At 64.9% G+C, this 20,675-nt stretch carries 18 protein-coding genes and 1 pseudogene; 5 read left to right on the top strand and 14 right to left on the bottom strand.

What is annotated here, in order from left to right:
• Positions 1 to 1,860 (top strand): phosphopantetheine-binding protein (locus tag H292_RS27575; protein ID WP_037189119.1); only part of this gene is annotated, 1,860 nt, incomplete at its 5' end.
• Positions 1,861 to 2,180: 320 nt separating this feature from the next.
• Here the strand turns inward: H292_RS27575 and H292_RS0126140 are convergent.
• The 7 genes and pseudogenes from H292_RS0126140 to H292_RS0126170 form a co-directional block, all read right to left on the bottom strand.
• The gene (locus tag H292_RS0126140) at positions 2,181 to 3,071 is read right to left on the bottom strand and encodes a siderophore-interacting protein (RefSeq protein ID WP_019663636.1); all 891 of its coding nucleotides are present in this window, start codon (positions 3,069 to 3,071) and stop codon (positions 2,181 to 2,183) included.
• 30 nt (positions 3,072 to 3,101) lie between these two features.
• A complete protein-coding gene (locus H292_RS0126145; RefSeq protein ID WP_020113368.1) occupies positions 3,102 to 4,049 on the bottom strand; it encodes a methionyl-tRNA formyltransferase in 948 nt (315 codons plus the stop codon).
• 60 nt (positions 4,050 to 4,109) lie between these two features.
• Entirely contained in the window at positions 4,110 to 5,408 is a 1,299-nt protein-coding gene (locus H292_RS0126150) for a lysine N(6)-hydroxylase/L-ornithine N(5)-oxygenase family protein (protein ID WP_020113369.1), read from the bottom strand.
• 39 nt (positions 5,409 to 5,447) lie between these two features.
• Positions 5,448 to 6,293, bottom strand: coding sequence for an ABC transporter ATP-binding protein (locus H292_RS0126155; RefSeq protein WP_033190005.1), 846 nt, complete (start codon positions 6,291 to 6,293; stop codon positions 5,448 to 5,450).
• Positions 6,293 to 7,345 carry a FecCD family ABC transporter permease gene (locus tag H292_RS0126160; RefSeq protein ID WP_020113371.1) on the bottom strand — a complete coding sequence of 351 codons (1,053 nt, stop codon included), beginning with the start codon at positions 7,343 to 7,345 and terminating at the stop codon, positions 6,293 to 6,295. The genes H292_RS0126155 and H292_RS0126160 overlap by 1 nt, the downstream gene beginning before the upstream one ends.
• Positions 7,342 to 8,422: pseudogene (locus tag H292_RS27580) on the bottom strand (FecCD family ABC transporter permease). The gene H292_RS0126160 and the pseudogene H292_RS27580 overlap by 4 nt, the downstream one beginning before the upstream one ends.
• Before the next feature lie 59 nt (positions 8,423 to 8,481).
• Positions 8,482 to 8,913, bottom strand: coding sequence for an HIT family protein (locus H292_RS0126170; protein WP_019663642.1), 432 nt, complete (start codon positions 8,911 to 8,913; stop codon positions 8,482 to 8,484).
• 57 nt (positions 8,914 to 8,970) lie between these two features.
• Between H292_RS0126170 and H292_RS0126175 the strand changes: the two genes are divergently transcribed.
• Positions 8,971 to 9,771, top strand: coding sequence for an HAD-IIA family hydrolase (locus H292_RS0126175; protein ID WP_019663643.1), 801 nt, complete (start codon positions 8,971 to 8,973; stop codon positions 9,769 to 9,771).
• Here the strand turns inward: H292_RS0126175 and purB are convergent.
• Together purB and H292_RS0126185 are read right to left on the bottom strand one after the other, a co-directional pair.
• The gene (purB, locus tag H292_RS0126180) at positions 9,757 to 11,175 is read right to left on the bottom strand and encodes an adenylosuccinate lyase (protein ID WP_019663644.1); all 1,419 of its coding nucleotides are present in this window, start codon (positions 11,173 to 11,175) and stop codon (positions 9,757 to 9,759) included. The two genes, H292_RS0126175 and purB, sit on opposite strands and share 15 nt — an antisense overlap.
• An 11-nt stretch (positions 11,176 to 11,186) precedes the next feature.
• Complete coding sequence (locus tag H292_RS0126185; protein ID WP_020113372.1) at positions 11,187 to 11,837, bottom strand: TetR/AcrR family transcriptional regulator; 651 nt, start codon at positions 11,835 to 11,837, stop codon at positions 11,187 to 11,189.
• Between the two features lie 54 nt (positions 11,838 to 11,891).
• Between H292_RS0126185 and H292_RS0126190 the strand changes: the two genes are divergently transcribed.
• The gene (locus H292_RS0126190; RefSeq protein WP_020113373.1) at positions 11,892 to 12,884 is read left to right on the top strand and encodes a threonine aldolase family protein; all 993 of its coding nucleotides are present in this window, start codon (positions 11,892 to 11,894) and stop codon (positions 12,882 to 12,884) included.
• On the opposite strand, the gene H292_RS0126195 is transcribed toward H292_RS0126190, so the two are convergent.
• A complete protein-coding gene (locus tag H292_RS0126195) occupies positions 12,881 to 14,035 on the bottom strand; it encodes a pyridoxal phosphate-dependent aminotransferase (RefSeq protein ID WP_020113374.1) in 1,155 nt (384 codons plus the stop codon). The genes H292_RS0126190 and H292_RS0126195 overlap by 4 nt on opposite strands.
• A gap of 62 nt (positions 14,036 to 14,097) precedes the next feature.
• Here H292_RS0126195 and thiM point away from each other — a divergent pair, with 62 nt between their 5' ends.
• On the top strand, positions 14,098 to 14,919 hold the full coding sequence (gene thiM / locus H292_RS0126200) for a hydroxyethylthiazole kinase (RefSeq protein ID WP_019663648.1): 822 nt from the start codon (positions 14,098 to 14,100) through the stop codon (positions 14,917 to 14,919).
• 118 nt (positions 14,920 to 15,037) lie between these two features.
• Here the strand turns inward: thiM and purD are convergent, their stop codons facing one another.
• The 3 genes from purD to H292_RS0126215 are packed head-to-tail and all read right to left on the bottom strand — an operon-like array spanning position 15,038 to position 19,545.
• The gene (gene purD / locus H292_RS0126205) at positions 15,038 to 16,288 is read right to left on the bottom strand and encodes a phosphoribosylamine--glycine ligase (RefSeq protein ID WP_020113375.1); all 1,251 of its coding nucleotides are present in this window, start codon (positions 16,286 to 16,288) and stop codon (positions 15,038 to 15,040) included.
• Between the two features lie 45 nt (positions 16,289 to 16,333).
• Positions 16,334 to 18,307, bottom strand: a complete 1,974-nt coding sequence (locus H292_RS0126210; protein WP_020113376.1) for a glycosyltransferase family 39 protein — start codon at positions 18,305 to 18,307, stop codon at positions 16,334 to 16,336.
• Positions 18,304 to 19,545 (bottom strand): bifunctional glycosyltransferase family 2/GtrA family protein, encoded by a 1,242-nt coding sequence (locus H292_RS0126215; protein ID WP_020113377.1) that lies wholly within the window; start codon positions 19,543 to 19,545, stop codon positions 18,304 to 18,306. The genes H292_RS0126210 and H292_RS0126215 overlap by 4 nt, the downstream gene beginning before the upstream one ends.
• A gap of 122 nt (positions 19,546 to 19,667) precedes the next feature.
• On the opposite strand from H292_RS0126215, the gene H292_RS0126220 reads away from it, so the two are divergent.
• On the top strand, positions 19,668 to 20,093 hold the full coding sequence (locus H292_RS0126220; protein ID WP_019663652.1) for an HIT family protein: 426 nt from the start codon (positions 19,668 to 19,670) through the stop codon (positions 20,091 to 20,093).
• Here H292_RS0126220 and H292_RS0126225 read toward each other — a convergent pair.
• On the bottom strand, positions 20,086 to 20,601 hold the full coding sequence (locus H292_RS0126225) for a winged helix-turn-helix transcriptional regulator (protein WP_019663653.1): 516 nt from the start codon (positions 20,599 to 20,601) through the stop codon (positions 20,086 to 20,088). The genes H292_RS0126220 and H292_RS0126225 overlap by 8 nt on opposite strands.
• Positions 20,602 to 20,675 lie beyond the last annotated feature (74 nt).

Consider the following 20,675-nt stretch of genomic DNA (forward strand, 5'->3'; position numbering starts at 1 on the left):
CCCGTCGGCATCACAGGAGAGCTCTACCTCGGCGGCACCCAACTCGCCGACGGCTACATCAACCGACCCGACCTCACCGCCGCACGCTTCATCGCCGACCCCACCACCGGCGCCGGATCAGGTCAGCGCCTCTACCGCACCGGCGATCTCGTCCGCTGGAACACCGACGGCCAACTCGACTACCTCGGCCGCACCGACGATCAGGTCAAGATCCGCGGATTCCGCATCGAACTCGACGAGATCCGCGTCGTCCTCGAACACCACCCCGCCGTCTCCACCGCCATCGTCATCGCCGCCGAACACCCCGGCGGCACCGGAAAATACCTCGCCGCCTACCACACCGGAAACACCAACCCCGACAACAACACCGACAACAACACCGACGAGGAACTACGGGCCTTCCTCACCGACCGGCTACCGGACTACATGATCCCCACCGTCTTCATCCCCATCGACACCATCCCCGTCACCCCCAACGGCAAACTCGACCACCGAGCACTCCCCACACCCGACCTCACCACCGCCCTCACCGGCGGAACAGCACCCACCACCGCAACAGAAATCACCCTCACCACCATCTTCACCGACGTACTCGGACTACCCAGCGATGCACCCTTGTCCATCGACGACGACTTCTTCCGCCTCGGCGGCGACTCCATCTCGTCGATTCTCGTCGTCTCGAGAGCTCGCCGTGAAGGTTTGCACTTCACCGTGCGAGACGTCTTCGAAAAGCGCACGATCGCGGGTCTGGCCGGGGTCCTGGACATTCCGGAGATCGCGGCAGACCCGATTCCTCTCAGTGCCTCTTCCACGCTCGAACGGCTCCGCGAGGCCGGTGCCGAGCCGAACGATTGGGTCTACACCGAGCTGATCGCGATCGACCGGTCAGCTCTGTCGGGACTGCAGTCCGCGTTCGTCTCGCTTGTGAACAGGACCGATGCATTGCGGATGAGGGTTTCGCCGTTGAACCGTCGGCTGTGGACATCCGAGATCGCGCCCGCCGGAACGGTCGATCTTTCGAAGCAGGTCGTCGAAATCGATCCGGAGACCAGTGACTCCGCCGCAGCCTCTCGCGTCGCATCGTTGATCAGCATCACGGAGGGTCTACCGGCGGCAATCGCAACGTGGAGCACACCCACCCAGAGCTGGTTACTGGTTGCTGCGCATGCCGCGGCTGCCGACCGAGGCTCGGTTCACGAGATCGCCCGTATTCTTACCGGGCACGTCGAGGTTTCGGCGACTGTGTCACTCGAGACCGCGCTGGAAGCGGTCGATACCGCGGGACAGAACCTCGACGGCGAACTCGCGCAGCGTTGGGTCGATGCGACCGGTGTCAGCCGGCTCGGCGATTCGACCATGTGGTCCGACGGCAATCATGCACACATCCGGGCTGACCTGGCGGTCGAGGCATCGGACTTGCCGGAGCTCATCGCCGAGTCTCTTCGCCAGGTTGCACAGAGAGACTCGACAGAGGTGACGGTCGATCTCGAAACGACTATGGCATCACCGCGACCTGCGATCGGGCCGTTCACCGCAACGTGGCCGTACATCAGCGGGCTGTCCGAAGCCGAACGACGACAGTATTCGTTGCTTCGCTACCACAACCGTGCCGGGCGGCGGAGCTTGCGGAAGTCGAGCAATTCCATTGTGCTCGTGACGAACACCGTCGGAAAGCTCGCCGACCCAGGCTCGAGGGAGGGCGTGGAGACCGCGTACCGCTGCGTGATCCGCTTTTCCGTCACCGATGGTTCGGTGGAGCTCGACGTCATCGGGCTGTCGCAGAGCGCGGTGGCAACACTGGGAATCGAGCTGTCCGCACGGTTCGACGCGGCGACCGACGTCAAGCGCAGCCGAGTGTGAAGACGGCGTGGAAGTCAACCAAGTACATTCCAGCCTTCTTCGAGATCCCGGATACACCACCGACACAGCGGATCACGATTCGCAAGAACGCGTGCTCACCACCCTGTCGGCGCTTCCCACTGTGAAGGCAGTCCAAGCCGCTCCCGGACGCGCTGCACGGATTCGTGCGGCTGTGTGGGAGGTCGCACGGCGGGAAGTACGCGCCCGGATCATGCCCTCCGGCTCTCGCAAGCACGAGTGTGCGATCGAATCGTGGTCCTGGAGGGCGGCACCGTGGCCGAAGAGGGCACGCACATCTCTGGCGCACCCACCGAGGACAGTTACAGCCCGGCCTCCTCGAGCATCTCCTCCCAGCGGTTGTCGGCATCTGCTTCTTCGACTCCGGCGTCGATCAGCTGCTGGTACTCACTGTGGAGCTGATCTTCGACGGCTTCGTACTTCTGGAGCCACTCCTCGGCCCTGACGCGCCAGTACCCGATGGTCTCGAACTGCGCGTTGCCGAAGCCTCGTTCTTTGCGCAGGTACTTGCGCACATCCCGGCTCGCAGCCGCTTCGCCCGCAAACCACACATAGCCCGGTCCCTCTGGAAGGCGTTCGGCACGTACGGCGTCGGCCAGCTGCGACGGCGAATGTCCGTTGCCGCCGATCAGCCACTCGATGCTCAGGTCCGCACTCGTCTCGATCGGGATCTTGTCGCCTTCGTCGAGGACTTCCACGACTGCCCGGACAGGAAAGCCGGCCGGCAACTCTTCGACGGCTCGGGACAGAGCAGGCAATCCTGTCAGGTCGGCGACGAGGAGTTGCCATGCAGTGTCACTGGGCGGGTCGTACCAGCCGCGCGGTCCCCATAATCCAATGACGTCACCGGGTGTCGCCGCAAGGGCCCATGCCGCCGCGATTCCGCCCTCGTGAGCGACGAAGTCGATCGTCATTTCCTTGGCGGTCGCGTCCCACACCCGAACCGTGTAGTTGCGATGCTCGGGCTCGTCGATGTCGTGATAGGCCCAGTCGCCGTCCTTCTCGGTCATGGCCGGCGGCTTGTCTTCGCCCTCGGCCGGGAAATAGAGCGAGACGCACTCGTCAGCGGTGCCATTCGATGTGTAGTCGGCCAATCCGTCGCCGCCGAATACGACGCGCACGAGCGAGGGAGAAATACGCTTCGCGCTCACCACCTCGGCGTAGGAGAAGCGCTGCAATCCTTTGATCGCCACGTGAAACCTTTCCGATATAGATTGTCCGATTCAGCGTGAATCGGCTGTGAGGTACCCGCCGCCGCTCGGAAAGTATTCGAGCGCAGAGCATTCCGTGCCGTCGCTGCTTCGGACACGGTCGATGACGAGGGCGTGATTACGGCCACGGTGGGCGTCGGGGCCGGCGACGATGGCCATTCCGTCGCCTTCGCGGATGAACACCCTGCCTGGCGTCCCGCCGTAGATGCCTTCCGACACGTGAGCCTGTACGACCGAAATACGCTCACCGCGGTAGTAGGTGAACGCGTTCGGGTACGGATCCGACATCGCTCGCACCAGCCGGTCGATGTCCGACGCCTCCCACGACCAGTCGATCAGACTGTCGGTTTCGTGCCGCTTGTGAAAGAAGGTGCGTTGCGCGAGGTCTTGGGGACGCCACTGTGCGGTGCCGGACTCGATGCGCTCGAGTGCTTCGAGCAGCACGCCGGGAATCAGATCGATGGTGGCCCGTACCAACTCCGTTGCAGTGTCTCGGGGTCCGATCGGGATTGCAGCCTGGGTGAGGACGTCACCGGTGTCGAGTTCGCCGTCCATTCGGTGCGCGGTCAGTCCTACTTCCTCGGCACCGCTGATCAGCGCCCACGCAATCGGGGAGAAACCAGTGAACCTCGGAAGCAGCGAGTCGTGGAGATTGAGCGTTCCATGCGGTGGGTGGGCAAAAATTTCCGGCGGCAACCAAGTACGCCAATTGTTGGCGACGATGATGTCCGGCTTCCAGGCCTGGATCTGCTCCTGCATCGTTGCATCCGGACGGCGAGCAAGATGGACGGGAACGTCGTGTTCGCGAGCCAGGTCCTCGACGGAATCGGCCCAGATGCTTTCGTACACTTGGTCGCTGGTCGGATGCGTGACAACACCTACCACGTCGTGCACGGAGTCGATCAGGGACTGCAGGGTCTTGTGCCCCCAGGTCTGGTAACCGAACATCACCACTCGCATGGCCAACCTTTCTTCGAAACGACATCGAACAAGGAGCGTCGAACAACTGGAGCAGTCTCCCTATCGATTCCCGCTCACGAGGGCGAAGCGTCTCAACTCGAAAGAATCCACGAGCTCCCCGGATCGCACGGCGATGTTGGACAACAGGGATGATGTGAGTCCGTGAGAGTGCTCGGTACCACCCTGCAGGTAGATTCCGCCGGTGATGTGGGACGACGTCCGTAGCCGGTAGTCTCGCTCCACTTCCGGCGTGCCGTCGGTTGCGAATACACAGTCGTCGGCAAGTGTGCCGAGGATCCCGTGGAGGTCGAGCGGACGAAAGCCCGTCGCATACACCACAGCGTCGCAGGTGAGCGTTTCTTCGCGCCCCGTCGGACGGTGCAACACAGTAACTTCCACGCCACCGTCGGTCTCTCGCGGGACACTCACCTCGGACGCACCGCGGACGAACAATCGACGTCTGCCCGTCACTCGCTCGGTGTATTCGCGGTTGTACAGTTCCTCGATCAAAGGCAGATCCACCGCTGAGTAATTGGTGCTTCGGTGGTAGGCGATCAACTGCTCGCGGAGCTGGGGGGTGGAGACGTAGAAATCGTCCACGGCCTCTGGATCGAAAACCCGGTTTGCGTAGGGACTGTCGTCGGCGGGGCTGTAGCCGTACTTTCCGAACACACCGTGAACCTCAGCGTCCGAGTAGCGCTCATGGAGGTAAGCGACGACCTCGGCGGCGCTCTGACCGGCACCGACGACAACGAATCTTCCATGGGGCGTCGACGGCAACGAATCCAGATGATCGAGGACACGATGGTTGTGGAATACACGTGCACCCGAGGTGACTCCGTCCGGCAGAGTAGCCGTCAGTCCGCCTGCCAGCACCACGTTGCGCGCACGCAGTAGGCCATCACCTTCCGCGCCACTGACGCGTACCTCGAACAGCTCACCGTTCCACGACACCTCGGTGGCCGTGCTCCCGTACAACACGTCCGCGTCGACTTTGTCGGCCGACCACCGCAGGTAGTCGTGAAATTCGATGCGCGAGGGAAAGAACGTCTGCAAGTTGATGAAGTGGTTCAATCGATCTCGCTGCCGGAGGTAGGCAAGGAATGTGTACTCGCTGCGAGTGTTCCGCTGCGTCGCGAGATCCTTGAGAAAAGAAATCTGCATCGTGGCATCTGGAAGGAGCATTCCCGGGTGCCACGTGAACTCCGGTTGACGCTCGACGAAAGCAGACGTGATCTGTTCGCTCTCGGACACCGCTTCGTTGCGTTCGGCCAGCGCGATGGCCAGCCCCAGGTTCGATGGGCCGTATCCGACGCCGAGAATGTCCACCACGTCGCGAGCGCTGTTCACCTTGGGCACGTGCCGTCCTTAGTCAGTCGAGGGATCAACCAGCTAAGCCTAACCTATCTTCATGTCCAAATGTCTAGGCCGACCAACTCGCGCCAGCGGAATGACCAACGGAGTGTGCGACTCGGGATCTTCGATGATGCGGCACGGCAACCCGAAGACGGACTCGACGAGTTCCGCCGTGATGACCTCCGCCGGACGCCCGCTGGTCACCACCTCACCGTTCTTCATCGCGATGATGTGATCGGCGTAGCGGCAGGCGTGATTGAGGTCGTGGAGCACCGCGACCATGGTGTTTCCCTGCTCGCGGTTGAGCTGGGAGCACAGTTCCAGCAGATCTATCTGATGCGCGATGTCGAGGAACGTCGTCGGCTCGTCCAACAGCATCAACGGGGTCTGCTGCGCCAACACCATCGCAACCCACACTCGCTGACGCTGTCCGCCGGACAACTCGTCGACGAGCCGGCCGGACAGTTCGGTCACCCCGGTCGCGTTCATCGCGAACACCACGGCGGCCTCGTCGTCCCTCGACCACTGCTTGATCAGCTTCTGATGCGGGTATCGTCCTCGCGCAACCAGATCCGCGACGGAGATGCCGTCGGGTGCGATCGATGTCTGGGGCAACAGCCCGAGCCGACGTGCGACTTCCTTCGCCGGATAGGAGCTGATGGCCTTGCCGTCGAGCAGGACGGTGCCTGCCTCGGGCTTCAGCAGCCGCGACAGCGCACGCAGAAGCGTCGACTTTCCACACGCGTTGGGTCCGACGATGACGGTGAACTTGCCGTCGGGAATCTCGACGGAGAGGTTCTCGCTGATGACGCGTTTGTCGTACCCGATGGTCACGTTGTCGGCGTACAGCCGGGCCTTGGCCCGCACCCGAGTCCCCGTATTCGACATCACTGTTTTCTACCTTCCCGAGCCAACAACCAGACGAAGTACGCGCCGCCGATGGACACCGTGACGACGCCGACGGGCAACTGCGTCGGCGCGAACAGACGCTGAGCCGCGAAGTCGCTGAGCACCAACAGAAACGCGCCCATGACCGCCGACGGCAGCAACGCGACCCCTGCCGTTCTGGTCAGCCGTCGAACCAGCTGAGGGGCGGCGAGCGCGATGAACGAGATGGGACCTGCGGCTGCGGTCACCAGCGCCGTCAGCGCAACGCCGAGCACCATGAGGATCAACCGTGTCGGCTCGGCGCTGATACCGAGGGCCTTGGCTGCGTCGTCGCCCATCTCGAGCATCGGCAATCTCTTGCCGACGACCGCGATGGCAGGCGTCAGAACCACCAGAACCAGCACGACGGGTCCGACCTGCGCCCACCCCAGCCCGTTGAGACTGCCCGCACCCCACACGGCCGCGGCCATGGCGTCGGCGAGATCGGCCTTGATGATCAGCCACGTGTTGACCGACGCGAGCACGGCGCTGATGGCGATTCCCACGATGATCAGCCGAAACCCCTGCACACCCTTCTTGAACGCCAGCAGATACACCACTGCAGCCGTGCAGATTCCGCCGATCAGCGCTCCCGCTCCGGTCTGGTAGTAGCCACCGCCGAGCGTCAGGATGACGATCAACGCACCGGTGTACGCACCCGTGTCGAACCCGATGATGTCCGGGCTTCCCAGAGGATTTCGTGTCAAGGACTGAAAGATCGCCCCCGACACCCCCAGGGCGCCACCGAGCAACAGTGCGAGCGCGACACGAGGGAACCGCCACTCCATCACCACCAGTTCGGTGAACCGCGGCGCATCGGAGAACAGCGCCTGCAGAACCCCGCCCGGCGGAATGTAGTAATCACCCGACCCGAGTGCAACGACCGACACCACCAGCGACAGTGCGACCAGAACGGCGCACACCACCACGGTCCTGACGTCGATGCGTCCACTGACCTCGTCGTCGGCGAGACGCAGAATACGAACTCGCCGACCGAAATCCACCGTGCTCACAGCCCACTCACCTTCTTGCGTCGAACCAGAAGGATGAGGACCGGAGCGCCGACGAAGGCGGTGACGATGCCGACCTGCAGTTCACCCGGCCGGATGACGAGACGGCCGACGACGTCGGACAACAGCAGCAGGCAGGGCGCGGCCGCGACGGTGTAGAGCAGGATCCAGCGTTGGTCGGGCCCGACGAACCAGCGGACCATGTGCGGGATCATCAGTCCGACGAAGCCGATGGGGCCTGCGGCTGCGGTGGCGGCGCCGGCGAGCGACGATGCCGATGGTGCGGGTGTGGGTGACTTTCGCACCGAGGGATTGAGCCAGGTCGTCGCCCAGGGCGATTGCGTTCAGCGGCCGTGCGATGACGAGGGCGAGGATCAGTCCGACGAGTACGAAAGGTCCGATGGCGAACGAGATGTCGAGGCCTCGACCGGACAGCGAACCTGCGCCCCAGAATCTCATCTTGTCGAACGCCTCCGGGTCGAGCAGGAGCATGCCGGAGGTGATACCGCCGAGAACCGCGGCCAGCGCAATTCCGGCCAGAGTCAATCTAATCGGCGTCGCGCCTGCTCGTCCCATGGACCCGAGCGCGTAGACCGCGACCGTGGCCAGAATCGCACCGAGGAACGCGAACCAGATGTAGGACCAGATACCGGTGAAGCCGAGCGCACCGACCGCGAGGGCCACGAAGAACGCAGCTCCGGCGTTGACACCGAGAATCCCCGGGTCCGCCAAGGGATTACGGGTCATGGCCTGGATCAGCGCTCCACTGACGCCGAGTGCGATTCCCACGATGAGACCGAGAACCGTTCGCGGGACTCGGAGTTCGCGAATGATGACGGCGTTGTTCGAGTCGTCGTACGCGAACAGTCCGTTCCACACCTCGTTCAGTGGAATGTACTTGGTACCGACGGCGATGCTGAGCAGGCAGATCGCTGCAAGGAGCGCGATGACGACGACAAGACCCGCGGTGCGTCTGGCGTTGGTCTTGGCAAGCCCTCCGGGAGTGCTCGGCGTCTCGAGCCGGCCTGCGACAGGCGCTTCCGGGTCTCCGGAGTCACCCGCCTTCACTACCGTCGTCATCGTGGTGCTCCCGGAATACCTGTCCTACTCGAATTAGGTACACCTTACACAGGCACGGCTTACCTACCCGCGGCACCCAATGCGCGAGAGATGTCGCCTGCCTGCGCGTCGAGTTCGGAGCGTTGCGGCGACGTCGGGCGCGCCCGAAGACCGAAACCGTCCCCTACGGTCCGCGGGATGACGTGCAGGTGGACGTGGAAGATCTCCTGACCCGCCACTTCTCCGTCGGCGAGGAAGAAGTTGACGCCCGCGATACGCGGATTCGTCGCCCGCAGCGCGGCCGCGACTTTCTGCCCGACGACGAACAGGTGTGCCCCCACGTCGGGCTCGAGTTCGGCGAGGGACCTCGCTTGTTGCCTGGGAACGACCAGGACGTGGCCTCTGGTGACCGGTCGGATATCCATGAACGCCACCGCGACATCGTCGGAGTACACGAGGCTGGATTCGGCGTTCCCGGCAATGATTTCGGCGAAGATCGTGTACGGATTCATACTTCGCCAGTCTAGGCAGAGACTGCGACCTCCTTGCGCCCCGACTAGAGTTCGGCCATGGGATTGTTGGGCGGGGTTCTCTTCGACATAGACGGCGTGCTGGTCACGTCGTGGCAGCCCGTTCCAGGTGCTGCCGAGGCACTGGACTATCTGGACAGCAAGGACATCGCACGCGCTTTCCTCACCAACACCACGTCGAAGACCAGATCCCAGATCGCCGACGCGTTGACCGAAGCAGGCCTGCCGGTCCACGCCGACGAGATCGTGACCGCGTCGTCCTTGACGGCCGATTACCTGCGTCAGACCTACCCTGGGGCGCGCACGGTCCTGATCAACAACGGGGACATCGCCGGGGACATGCCGGGCATCGAATTCGTCGACGAGGGCGACGGCGATCCGGACGTGGTGGTCGTCGGCGGCGCGGGTCCCGAATTCACCCACGAACGCCTCAGTCGCGTCTACGACTGGCTCTGCCGAGGAATTCCCGTCGTTGCGATGCACCGAAGCCTGATGTGGACGACGGGTGCCGGTCTACGCATCGACACCGGGATGTACCTGGCGGGGATGGAGAAGGCGTCGGGGCACACGGCGAAAGCCATCGGCAAGCCCGCACCGCTCGGATTCCAGACTGCTGCCGAGCGCATGGGCGTCGACCCGGTGGATGTCGTGATGGTCGGCGACGACCTGGACAACGACGTGCTGGCGGCTCAGGTCGTGGGTATGACGGGTGTGCTCGTCCGCACCGGGAAGTTCCAGCAGGACGTGCTCGACCGCCGATCCAAGCAGGAATTCGGCCTGCAACCGAACCACGTCATCGGCTCGGTCGCAGACCTTCCCGGTGTCCTAGAGAATCGGTGACGGCGAGTACTTCGCTGCCGACGGGAACTGGCTGACGAGCGTCTCCACATCGGAGACGACGGCCGCCACCTGTGCTTCCGCAGATCCGATGAATGCGGACTTGTCCGCGAGGGCGGCGTCGAGCGCATCCCGATCCAGCGGAATCCGATCGTCGGCCGCCAGGCGATCGAGCAGGTCGGGCTCCTGGCCCTGCTCCCGCATCGCGAGCGCGACGGCCACCGCGTGTTCCTTGATGGCCTCGTGCGCCGTCTCACGGCCGACGCCGGCACGCACGGAGGCCATGAGCACCTTCGTCGTGGCCAGGAACGGCAAGTAGCGCTGCAGTTCCTTGGCGATGACGGCCGGGTACGCGCCGAACTCGTCGAGCACGGTCAAGAACGTCTCGATCATGCCGTCGATGGCGAAGAACGCGTCGGGAAGTGCCACTCGGCGGACGACCGAGCAGAAGACGTCGCCTTCGTTCCACTGTGCACCGGCGAGTTCGGCGGCCATCGATCCGTACCCGCGGAGCACGACCTGCAGACCGTTGACGCGCTCGCAGGAGCGGGTGTTCATCTTGTGCGGCATCGCCGACGACCCCACCTGGCCCGGCTGGAAGCCCTCGGTGACCAGCTCGTGGCCCGCCATCAACCGAACGGTGTGTGCGAACGACGAAGGTCCCGCACCGAGCTGGACGAGTGCAGAGACGACCTCGTGATCGAGGGAACGCGGATACACCTGACCGACGCTCGTCAGGACGTGCCGGAAACCGAGGTGGTCGGCGACGATCCGCTCGAGCGCGGTCAGCTTGGCCGAGTCGCCGCCGAACAGATCGAGCATGTCCTGCGCGGTGCCCATCGGGCCCTTGATTCCGCGAAGCGGGTAGCGCGCGATCAGTTCCTGCAGGCGGACCAGAGCGATCAGCGTCTCGTCCGCGGCGGATGCGAAACGCTTGCCGAGCGTTGTCGCCTGGGCTGCGACGTTGTGGCTTCTTCCCGCCATCACGATCGACGAGTACTCGGCTGCCTTCTCCGCGAGCCTCGCTGCGACGGCGACACCGTGTGCGTGGATGTGCTGGAGGGACCGCAGAATCTGCAGCTGCTCGACGTTCTCGGTCAGGTCGCGGCTGGTCAGACCCTTGTGGATGTGCTCGTGGCCGGCCAGAGCATTGAACTCCTCGATGCGTGCCTTCACGTCGTGGCGCGTCACGCGCTCGCGCTCGGCGATGGACTGCAGGTCCACCTGATCCAGCACGCGTTCGTAATCTGCGACGGCGGAGGACGGAACGTCGACTCCCAGGCTGGACTGAGCCTTGAGGACCGCGATCCAGAGCTGGCGCTCGAGCACGATCTTGTGTTCCGGAGACCAGAGGTCCACCAGTTCGGGGCTGGCGTAACGGGTGGCGAGGACATTCGGAATGGTCACGACTGCCCAGTCTAGCTAGCCCCGGCAGGAGCGAGAACGTCGAGGACTGCGTGAAGCATCGACGACGCCATGGCCCGCGGTTCCGGGTCGACTTCGCCGAGAGCTCCGACCACCGCCCCGTCGACTACAGCGACGAGGCGGCGGAGTTGCTGCTCCTGCACGATTCGACCGGATCTGCGCAGGACGTCGGTCAGTAGGTCGTCGGTCTGCGCGCGCAGCCGCAGCTGGACTTCGCGGAGCTGCGGGTGACGGGCGGAGGCGATGAAACGCTCGTACCGCGCGATCAAGCGTTCGGGACCGTCGTCGACCGCGCCCTGGGGCCCGATGAGGAGGTCGACGATCAAGGCGACCGTCGAATCGGTGTCGTGCGCCAGGTCTCCCAACGAATCGATCCGGCCGCGCATCACTTCGAGTTCCCGTGTCCCCAGAAGCTCCACGGCACAGGCGATCAGATCACCCAGCGACTCGAAATAATAGGTCGTCGACGCCAGTGGTAGTCCTGCTTTCGCGGCAACGGAACGGTGACGCACCGCGTCGAATCCGCCTTCCACCAGCAGATCTGCCGCTGCGCACGCCAGTGCGTGCCGTCGACGCTCCCCTTTCGGGGTCGCACCCGACGCCTTGCTCGGCGAATCGGTGTGGCCTGCTGACATTCGAATCATGGTGCCAGCCCGCGTCGGTTCTTCTGGGGTAAACGGTGTGGAATCCTGAAGATCATGCACTTTTCGACCATCGACCTCCGTTCGGACACCGTGACGCGCCCTTCACCGGAGATGCGGCAGGCGATGTACGACGCCGAGGTGGGCGACGACGTTCTCGACCACGACCCCACCATGGCCCGGCTGGAGGAGCGCGTAGCGCACCTGCTCGGGTACGAGAACGCACTGTGGGTCCCCAGTGGATCGATGGGAAACGTCATCGCGTTGATGCTCCATCTACGACGCGGTGACGCCTTCCTCGCTCCTGAGCATGCACACGTCCTCGGTTCCGAGCTGGGGACGGCCGCGTGGCTCGCCCAAGGCATGCCTCGAATCCTGCCGCACGACGCGGGACCGGGACGCCCGACGCCCGAGACCGTCGCCGCAGCGGTGTCCGACGGCCCGTACTTCACGTTGACCACGACGCTGCTGTGCCTCGAGAACTCCCACAATTTCGCCGGCGGGGCCGTGTTCGACGCCGAGGAATGGACTGCCCTGCTGGCCGCGGCCCGCGAGAGGGGCCTGAAGGTGCACCTCGACGGCGCACGCGTGTGGAATGCGGCCGTGGCGCTCGGAGTCCCGGTCTCGGATCTGACGCGCGGCGCCGACACCGTCCAGGTGTGCTTGTCCAAGGGATTGGGTGCACCGGTGGGTTCGATGCTCGCTTCCGACGCCGCCCGCATCACCGAGGCCAGGCGCATCCGCAAGATGCTCGGCGGAGGAGTGCGCCAGGGCGGAGTACTCGCCGCGGCGGGCCTGGTGGCACTGGACACCGTCGACTCCCTCACCGACGACCACGCCCATGCCCGTCTCCTCGCCGACGGTCTCCGCGAACGCGGCTGGACCGTCGACGAACCCCAGACCAACATCGTTCTCGCCGACGGACCACTGTCCGTCGCGGAGCTCGCCGATCTCGGGATAGCCGCGGTCGGCGTCGTCGGACGAACACGATTCGTCACCCACCGAGACGTCTCACGATCCGACATCGAGGATGCCCTGAGCCGGCTCTAGAGCACAGGCGCGAGGCGAGTCAGCGCCTCTTCGACGTGCTCGGTGGTTCCGGCGAACGAGAACCTGACGGTGTGGTGGCCGTGCACGGTGTCGAAATCCACGCCGGGGGCGAGAGCCACACCGGTCTCGGCGAGGATGCGCTCGCACCACGCCCGTGAGTCCTGCGTCAGGTGACCGATGTCCGCGTAGGCGTAGAACGCTCCATCGGCGGGCGCCAGGTCGGTGACACCGGCCGCGGTCAATCCGTCGAGCAGGATCCGCCGGTTGACGGCGTAGCGCCGGACGTGACCGTCGAGCTCGGCGCGCGACTCCTCGGTGAACGCCGCGACGGCCGCTACCTGCGAGATCGCAGGCGGGCACACGGTCATGTTCGACGCCAGGCGCTCCACCGCGCGGTGCAGGTGCGACGGCAGCAGCATCCACCCGAGCCGCCACCCCGTCATCGAGAAGTACTTGGACACCGATCCGATGACGACCGACGAGGTGCGCGAGGTCTCCCACGCGCTCGACGTCGTCACGTCCCCGTAGGAAATACCGTGGTAGATCTCGTCGGAGATCAGCAGGGTTCCGTTGGCCTCGCACCACCGGGCGATCGCGGCCAACTCGTCGGCGTCGACGACCGTTCCCGTCGGGTTGGCGGGACCGGCGATGATCAGGCCCTTCGGCGGCTCGGGGAGTTCTTCGAGCATCGCGACGGTCGGCTGGAATCGCGACTCGGCGCCACAGTCCAGCTCGACCACGCGGCAGCCGAGGGCAGCGAGAGTGTTCCGGTACGCGGGATACCCCGGACGGGCCATGACCACGGTGTCCCCGACATCGAACGCAGCGAGGAACAGCAACGTGAACGCGCCGGACGATCCAGTCGTCACCACGACCTCGTCGGGGTGCACGTCGATGTTCGACTCGGCCGAGTGATACGCCGCGATCGCTTCCCGAAGCGGCAGAATGCCGAGAGTTTCCGTGTACCCGAGCAGATGACCGCCCAGGGCCTCCCGAGCAGCCCTCAGCACCGGTGCCGGCGCAGGCGTCGACGGTTGCCCCGCAGCAAGCGACAGCACGTCCACATGCGTTCGAGCTCTCACAGCAGCAGCCTTGAACACATCCATGACGTGAAAGGGCTGAATCTCGGACCTGGACGACGGAGTACGCACGCGATCGAGGTTATCGCTACGTTCGTGGGGTACGCCTGCCCAACCATCCGAGGTCGATTCGCATGACACACCCCACCGCACACACCGTCGCCGATGCCCTCGACGCACTGCGCGAGACGACCCCGTTGGTTCAGTCACTCACCAACGTCGTCTCGGCGAACTTCGTCACCAACGTCCTCCTGGCGGCGGGTGCGAGCAACGCACACATCGACAACGTGCACGAAGCTGCCGCATTCGCCGCGATCGCAGGTGGGGTACTGATCAATCTCGGCACCCCCGACGACGGCACTGCCGAGGCCTTCGTTCTCGCCGCCGACGGCGCGGTGGCAGCCGGAACACCCTGGGTACTCGACCCCGTCGGTGTCGGCGGGCTTCCGTGGCGCACGTCCCTGGCTGCCGACCTGCTCACCCGGCGCCCGACGGCTGTCCGCGGCAACGCTTCCGAGATCGTCGCACTCGCAGGCCTGGGTAGCTCGACACGCGGAGTCGACAGCTCGGTCGATTCGAAAGACGCCGTACCGGCCGCGATCGCATTACTCGACCACGCTGACGCGGTGTCCGCCTCCGGACCGATCGACTACCTCGTCGGGCGCAGCAACAACGGTCCAGTGGGCCTCACGGTCGCCGGTGGCAGTCCCCTTCTGACCAAGGTCACGACAACGGGATGCTCGCTGGGCGCTCTCGTCGCTGCCTACCTGGCCGTCACCCCGGATTCGCTGACCGGACTCACCGCCGCACACACGCACGTGGCGGTGGCAGCGGAGGTGGCGGAACACACGTCGTCGGGGCCCGGATCTTTCTCGGTGGCCTACCTCGACGCCCTTGCCTCGGTCACCCCGGACGACATCCGTGCGCGGGCACGGATCGAGCCGCTCGAGTTGTAACCGGTTCATCCACAGGCGTTCTCGTCAGCGCAGCAGGGGTGCCTGACGCTCCATTCCTTCGACGGATACGCGGTTTTCTGCGCATTCGACTCGATAGTGGAGCATCAGGATCGGGTCCTCAGAGTGAGATGCGCCCTTCGAGCGCAGCGAGGCCGATGTCGGTGCGGTAGTGACTGCCCGGCAATTTGATTGCGTCGATTTTGGCGTAGGCGTCCGCTCTGGCCTCCGCCAGGTCCGCGCCCGAACCGACGACGCTGAGCACGCGGCCGCCGGCGGAGACGACTGCGCCGTCCTTGTGCGCGGTGCCTGCGTGGAGAACACCGTCGGCATCCGTACCCGTGATGACGTCGCCCGTACGCGGACGGCCGGGGTAGTTCTCGGCTGCGACCACCACGGTCACGGCCGAGCCTTTCTTCCACTGCAGCGGCTCGAGCGAGTCGAGCGTGCCGGTGGCCGTTGCGTTCAGGGCCTCGCCCAGCGGGGAGTCCAACAAGGCGAGCACTGCCTGGGTCTCGGGATCGCCGAAGCGGCAGTTGAATTCGACGACTGCCGGTCCTTGCGATCCGATCGCCAGTCCCGCGTACAGCAGACCGGAGAACGGTGAGCCACGCCGCACCATCTCGGCGGCAACGGGCTCGACCACCTCGGTGACGATCTGCTGAACGACGGACTCGGGCAGCCACGGAAGCGGGGTGTAGGCGCCCATGCCACCGGTGTTGGGACCGGTGTCCCCGTCGCCGACGCGCTTGTGATCCTGTGCCGGAAGAAGAGGAACCACTGTCTCGCCGTCGACGAGGCAGAACAGCGACACCTCGGGTCCGTCGAGGAACGATTCCAGCAACACCGGATGCCCGGTCTCGAGCAACTCGGCAGCGTGATCGCGGGCCGCGAGGCGATCGGTGGTGACCACGACGCCCTTGCCCGCCGCGAGCCCGTCGTCCTTGACGACCCAGTTGGGGCCGAAACGATCGAGAGCTTCGTCGAGCTTCGCCGGCGAATCGACGATTTCACTGTGCGCCGTCCGCACACCCGCTGCCGCCATGACGTCCTTGGCGAACGCCTTGGAACCTTCGATTCGAGCAGCGTCGGCCGACGGTCCGAACGTGGCGATACCGGCCTCACGCAGAGCATCGGCAACACCGAGCACGAGCGGGACCTCGGGACCGATGACCACGAGATCTGCCTCGACCTTGCGAGCCAGCTCGGTCACCGCTGCACCCGACGCCACGTCGACGGGATGCTGCTCGGCGATAGACGCCGTGCCTGCATTGCCGGGAGCGACCAGCAGTTTGCTGACCTTAGGGTCCTTGCTCAGCGCAAGGAGAAGGGCGTGCTCACGAGCACCTGAACCGATTACGAGTACGCGCACAGTGCATCAGACTATCGGCTCGACTCCCATCGGAGAAAAAGATGGTCAGCTCAGGTCGTACAACGTCACACCGTCGACGGTAGTGGCCGTGTAATTCGCCGCGACCCACTCGGAGATCTCGGCGGACGTGCCGGAACTGGACCCACCCATCCCTCCACCTGCGATGAAGTAGTGGATCTCACTGTTGGCCACGTACTCCTTGAACTGCTCGAGCGTCGGCGACGGGTCGGTGCCGTTGAATCCGCCGATCGCCATGACGGGGTCCTCGGTCGCCAGCTGATAACCCGACGCACTGTTGGATCCGATGGCTGCCGCGACCCAGGTGTAGGAGTCTGCGTCGCGTTCGAGCAACGAGGTGATCGCCTCGGTCGGGGTGCTGCCGCTGAGGAGTCCACCGGCCCCGCCCATGCCACCGCCGGGAAGCCCTGCAGGCATCTGACCGTCCTGCATCGGGAAGCCCTGCATCCGAGATTGCCCGTCGCGGATCCGGCCGTCGCCCATTCCGCGGCCACCGCCCATACCGCCTGGACCGCCCATTCCTGTCGACGGCCCGGCCGAGACGATGGATCCGGTGTGCGGGGTCGCGATGGTGTCGAGTGCGTACGCGGTCGGGCCCGCAAGGCCCGCGAACATCACTGCGAGAATGGCTGCGACAGAAAGTTTTCCACGTGTCATCGCCGGGATGAGCAGTGTGACCGCGCCGAGGACGCCGACGACGAGGATCGCCCACCGAAGCCACGGCACGAAGTCCGCACTGCGGCCGAGCAGAACCCAGGCTGTCGCCACGGCGGCGAGGGTCGACACTGCCATTGCGATGCGCACCCAGTACCGCTCGCGGTTGCGCCACGCCAGCACGCTGCCCGCGCCGATCAGTGCTGCCACAGCAGGTGCCAGTGCCACCGTGTAATAGGAGTGGAAGATGCCCGCCATGAAGCTGAACGTCAGACCGGTGACCAGCAACCACAGGCCCCATACCGTCAAGGCCGCGCGCTGAGGATCGATGCGACGGGCACGTCCGCGGATCACGAGGCCGACGACCAACAGGATCAGCGCCGACGGGATGAGCCATGCGATCTGACCGCCCTGCGAGGAGTCGAACATACGCGTGATGCCGGTTTCACCCCACATGCCACCTCCTGCACCGCCGCCCGGGCCACCGGCAGCGCCGCCACCCGGGGTCACGCTTCCGGTTTCCTCACCGTTGAGGCGGCCGAGACCGTTGTATCCGAGGGTCAGTTCGAGGATGGAGTTGTCCTGCGAGCCCCCGATCCAGGGCCGTGACGACGCCGGCCACAGTTCGACGACGAGTAGCCACCAGCCGGCCGACACGATCGCCGCGCCCAATGCGGCAAAGAGCTGCATCAGCCTGGTGACCAACTTCGGCCGGCCGAAAGCGAGGTACATCAACGCGATCGGCGGAATGACGAGCATCACCTGGAGCTGCTTGGTCAAGAACCCGAACCCGACGAACACTCCGGTGAGCACGAGCCACCGAGTACGCCCGTTCTCGACGGCCCGCATCGATGCCCACACCGCGGCGATCATCAGCAGCACCAGCAGAGCGTCGGGATTGTTGAAGCGGAACATCAGTGCCGCAACGGGAGTGACTGCGAGGGTCAGTCCGGCGAGGAGACCGGCGGCGGAACCGAACTGACGACGAATGGTCGCCCACAGAAGCGCGACCGAACCGACACCCAGCAGTGCTTGCGGAATCAGCATCGCCCAGGAGCTGAGTCCGAAGACTCGAACCGACAACGACATCAACCACATCGACATGGGTGGTTTGTCGACGGTGATGGAATTTGCCGCGTCCGACGAGCCGAAGAAGAACGCTTTCCAGGACACCGAACCGGCCTGCACTGCCGCGGAGTAGAACGAGTTCGCCCAACCGGACGCGCCGAGGCCCCAGATGTAGGCCACGGCCGTACCCACCAACAGCACTGCAAGACCGATCCATTCCCATCGAGAGTGCGTCTTCTGGGTGGGTTCCTCCACGGGTCGTTGCATCAGCGTCGTCATTTCTGCGCGTCCTCCTTGGTACGGAACACCCAACGAAGGGCAACGAACCGGCACACCGTTGCAACGAGATTCGCAACGACGAGCACCGAGAGTTCGACGTGCCGCGACACGTCGGGTGCCGCGGCGTGCAGTGCGGCGAGTGAACCACTGGTGACCAGCAGTGCGAAGCCGAACACCAACAGCCCCTGCAGTTGGTGCCGGCCGGCATTCTCGGCCCCACGTATTCCGAACGTGAAGGCCCGGTTCGCCGCCGTGTTGAGGATGGCGGTGATCAACAATCCGAGGAAGTTGGCGGGCTGTGCACCGATGAGCGGGTGCAGAATCAGATACAGCAGCGCGTAGGCGACCGTGCTTGCGACGCCGATGATTCCGAATCGGACCAATTGCCCGACCATTCCGTGCGGTACTCCGGCCACGAGCGGCTCCCGTCCGAGACTCTTGCGCAACTCCGCGACCGGCAATGCGCCCGACGCCAATGCTCGGCCCACTCGCCAGCATCCTTCGAGGTCCTTCACGGCGGTGTCGACGATGTTCACGCTGCTGTTGGGGTCGTCGACCCAATCGACCGGCACCTCGTGAATCCGCAGACCCACTTTCTCGGCGATAACGAGCAGTTCGGTGTCGAAGAACCAGCCGTTGTCCTCCACGAGCGGCAACAGTGTCCGCGCGACATCGGTGCGCATCGCCTTGAAGCCGCACTGCGCGTCGGAGAACCGCGCACGCAGCGAGGTACGCAGGATGAGGTTGTAACTGCGAGAGATGAATTCACGCTTCGCTCCGCGCACCACCCGCGACGATCGGCTCAAGCGTGAACCGATCGCGAGATCGGAGTGCCCGGACAGCAGCGGAGCGATCAGAGGCATCAACGCGTTCAGATCCGTGGACAAATCGACGTCCATGTAGGCAACGACGTCGGCATCGGACTCCAGCCACACCGCTTTCAGCGCTCGGCCACGTCCCTTCTCGTCGAGGTGGCGGACGTGCACGCCGTCGATCTCGGCCGCCAATCGCCGGGCGACGTCGAGTGTGGCGTCGGTGCTGGCGTTGTCTGCGATGGTGATCCGGGCGCGGAAGGGAATGGTGCCCTCGAGGTGCGTGTGCAGTCTACGAATGCACTGCTCGAGATCCGCCTCCTCGTTGTAGACCGGAATGACCACCTCGAGGACGGCCGTCGCAGCGTCACCTGGGGACGAGCTGGGCTCACGGCCACCTGCTCGGAGTAGCGAGTTCGATGTCATGAACCACAGATTCGTCTGCCTGCCTGCGACCAGCCTGGATCCAAGCTGGCAGTTTCCTGTGCCGCCGGAGTGGAGCCTGCGGAATGACCCATGGGTCCCGCACGCCGCATAGGGTTGGGCGCATGGCATCGGTATTCAGCAAGATCATCAGTGGAGAGATTCCGGGACGATTCGTCTGGGAGGACGACGACGTCGTCGCGTTCCTGACCATCGCTCCCGTCACTCAGGGACACACCCTGATCGTGCCGCGCGAGGAGATCGACCAGTGGCAGGACGTCGACGGCGCGGTGTTCGGCAAATTGACGTCGGTTGCACAGAAGATCGGTCGAGCGGTGGTCCAGGGCTTCGACGCGCCGCGGGCAGGGTTCCTGATCGCCGGACTGGAAGTGCCGCATCTGCACCTGCACGTGTTCCCGGCGTTCGAGATGGGGAACTTCGACATCTCCGGCGCGGACCCGAGTCCGTCGGCCGAGTCCCAGGACGAGGCAGCGCGGAAGATCAAGGCTGCACTGACCGACCTGGGTTACGGGGCGAACGTCCCTACCTGATCGGGTCGAGCAACCGTCGCGTCGAACGCAAGGCCGCGGACACTGCGTTCGGCCGCACGGTGCCACCGATTCCGGGCCCGGGACGCATCAGCACATCGCGGGGGCCAGGCGCGAGCGCGCAACGGGTGCACAGACCGGGGCCGGTCAGCAGGGTGCCGCAGTCTGCGTGCAGGAATTCCCGACGCGCACCGCCCGGCGACGGAACCTGGGTACCGCCCCAGTCGTTCAGCGCGAAGACCACGTGCCACAACCCCTCGAGCGCTGTCGTCGGAACGTATTCGTCGCGGCCGCCGTGAGGTACACGCTCGAGCAATCCAGCGTCGACGAGGCCTGCGAGCCGCTGCGTGAGGACGGCCTTCGACATCTCCAGATGGGTCTGGAAGTCCGAGAACCGTCGTACACCGAACAGCGAGTCACGCACGATGAGAAGCGTCCAGCGCTCGCCGACGAGTTCGAGCGCACGTGCCATCGAGCAATCCTGATGTACGTAGTCGACGCCGAGGGCCATGCACGGAAGCCTACCCCAATGGTCTGTTGACCGAACCGAATCGCGCGGTTACAGTTCGGTCACCGAACCAAGGG

The organism is Rhodococcus sp. 114MFTsu3.1 (assembly GCF_000383555.1).
In the GTDB taxonomy this organism is placed as follows: domain Bacteria; phylum Actinomycetota; class Actinomycetes; order Mycobacteriales; family Mycobacteriaceae; genus Rhodococcoides; species Rhodococcoides fascians_E.